The following is a 2,507-nucleotide window of genomic DNA, read 5'->3' as shown; positions in this document are numbered from 1 at the left end:
TTCAGAACTAACACAGTGGACGCGAGCAACTGAGGACAAGCCCTCGGCCTATTAGTACCAGTCAGCTTCACCCGTTACCGGGCTTCCACATCTGGCCTATCAACCCAGTCGTCTACTGGGAGCCTTACCCTCTCAAGGAGGTGGGAATACTCATCTTGAAGCAGGCTTCCCGCTTAGATGCTTTCAGCGGTTATCCCTCCCGAACGTAGCCAACCAGCCATGCCCTTGGCAGGACAACTGGCACACCAGAGGTTCGTCCGTCCCGGTCCTCTCGTACTAGGGACAGCCCTTCTCAATATTCCTACGCGCACAGCGGATAGGGACCGAACTGTCTCACGACGTTCTAAACCCAGCTCGCGTACCGCTTTAATGGGCGAACAGCCCAACCCTTGGGACCGACTCCAGCCCCAGGATGCGACGAGCCGACATCGAGGTGCCAAACCATCCCGTCGATATGGACTCTTGGGGAAGATCAGCCTGTTATCCCCGGGGTACCTTTTATCCGTTGAGCGACGGCGCTTCCACAAGCCACCGCCGGATCACTAGTCCCGACTTTCGTCCCTGCTCGACCCGTCGGTCTCACAGTCAAGCTCCCTTGTGCACTTACACTCAACACCTGATTGCCAACCAGGCTGAGGGAACCTTTGGGCGCCTCCGTTACCCTTTGGGAGGCAACCGCCCCAGTTAAACTACCCATCAGACACTGTCCCTGATCCGGATCACGGACCGAGGTTAGACATCCAGCACGACCAGAGTGGTATTTCAACGATGACTCCACCCCAACTGGCGTTGAGGTTTCACAGTCTCCCACCTATCCTACACAAGCCGAACCGAACACCAATATCAAACTGTAGTAAAGGTCCCGGGGTCTTTCCGTCCTGCTGCGCGAAACGAGCATCTTTACTCGTAGTGCAATTTCACCGGGCCTATGGTTGAGACAGTCGAGAAGTCGTTACGCCATTCGTGCAGGTCGGAACTTACCCGACAAGGAATTTCGCTACCTTAGGATGGTTATAGTTACCACCGCCGTTTACTGGCGCTTAAGTTCTCAGCTTCGCACGCCCGAAAGCGCACTAACCGGTCCCCTTAACGTTCCAGCACCGGGCAGGCGTCAGTCCGTATACATCGCCTTACGGCTTCGCACGGACCTGTGTTTTTAGTAAACAGTCGCTTCTCGCTGGTCTCTGCGGCCACCCCCAGCTCACGGAGTAAATCCGATCACCAGTGATGGCCCCCCTTCTCCCGAAGTTACGGGGGCATTTTGCCGAGTTCCTTAACCATAGTTCACCCGAACGCCTCGGTATTCTCTACCTGACCACCTGAGTCGGTTTAGGGTACGGGCCGCCATGAAACTCGCTAGAGGCTTTTCTCGACAGCATAGGATCATCCACTTCACCACAATCGGCTCGGCATCAGGTCTCAGCCTTATATGAGGGACGGATTTGCCTACCCCTCGGCCTACACCCTTACCCCGGGACAACCACCGCCCGGGCTGGACTACCTTCCTGCGTCACCCCATCGCTTACCTACTACAAGTCTGGTTCGTCGGCTCCACCACTTTCCTTTCCCCGAAGGGTCCGGAACGGCTTCACGGACTTAGCATCGCCTGATTCGATATTGGGCGTTTCAAAGCGGGTACCGGAATATCAACCGGTTGTCCATCGACTACGCCTGTCGGCCTCGCCTTAGGTCCCGACTTACCCTGGGCAGATCAGCTTGACCCAGGAACCCTTAGTCAATCGGCGCACACGTTTCTCACGTGTGTATCGCTACTCATGCCTGCATTCTCACTCGTGAACCGTCCACAACTAGCTTCCGCTGCTGCTTCACCCGGCACACGACGCTCCCCTACCCATCACAGCGGGCGTTGGCCCTATTGCTGCAATGACACGACTTCGGCGGTACGCTTGAGCCCCGCTACATTGTCGGCGCGGAATCACTTGACCAGTGAGCTATTACGCACTCTTTCAAGGGTGGCTGCTTCTAAGCCAACCTCCTGGTTGTCTCTGCGACTCCACATCCTTTCCCACTTAGCGTACGCTTAGGGGCCTTAGTCGATGCTCTGGGCTGTTTCCCTCTCGACCATGGAGCTTATCCCCCACAGTCTCACTGCCGTGCTCTCACTTACCGGCATTCGGAGTTTGGCTAAGGTCAGTAACCCGGTAGGGCCCATCGCCTATCCAGTGCTCTACCTCCGGCAAGAAACACACGACGCTGCACCTAAATGCATTTCGGGGAGAACCAGCTATCACGGAGTTTGATTGGCCTTTCACCCCTAACCACAGGTCATCCCCCAGGTTTTCAACCCTGGTGGGTTCGGTCCTCCACGAAGTCTTACCTCCGCTTCAACCTGCCCATGGCTAGATCACTCCGCTTCGGGTCTAGAGCGTGCAACTCAATCGCCCTATTCGGACTCGCTTTCGCTACGGCTTCCCCACACGGGTTAACCTCGCTACACACCGCTAACTCGCAGGCTCATTCTTCAAAAGGCACGCAGTCACGACCGT

The 2,507-nt window shown here is 56.4% G+C and carries 1 rRNA gene (cut by a window edge); it reads right to left on the bottom strand.

From position 1 onward, the window contains the following. Positions 1–31 precede the first annotated feature (31 nt). Positions 32–2,507 (bottom strand): 23S ribosomal RNA (locus IF88_RS0139350); it runs 648 nt beyond the window's last position.

The sequence above is a fragment of the Streptomyces sp. NRRL F-2580 genome (assembly GCF_000720115.1).
In the GTDB taxonomy this organism is placed as follows: domain Bacteria; phylum Actinomycetota; class Actinomycetes; order Streptomycetales; family Streptomycetaceae; genus Streptomyces.
This window is presented reverse-complemented; position numbering and strand designations above follow the sequence as displayed.